1 pseudogene is annotated in these 224 nt (G+C 62.9%); it reads left to right on the forward strand.

From position 1 onward, the window contains the following. Nucleotides 1-224: pseudogene (locus V6767_RS22780) on the forward strand (hybrid sensor histidine kinase/response regulator); the annotation flags it as partial.

Consider the following 224-nt stretch of genomic DNA (forward strand, 5'->3'; position numbering starts at 1 on the left):
TCTGCTGGAGCAGATGCATGAGTTGCTCGATGGCGCTCTCGGGTCTGCGGTGCAGGTTGATTTGGATGTCGTAGGTCGGCCCTGGCCGGTCTTTGTCGATGTCGGAAACCTGCAGAGTGTGGTGCTGAACCTGGCGGCCAACGCGCGTGACGCGATGGCCGGGCGCGGCCGGTTGGTGCTGCGTCTTGAGAATCGCTCGCTGAATGACGAAGCGGTGGAGCAGC

It is taken from the genome of Martelella sp. FLE1502 (assembly GCF_053484255.1).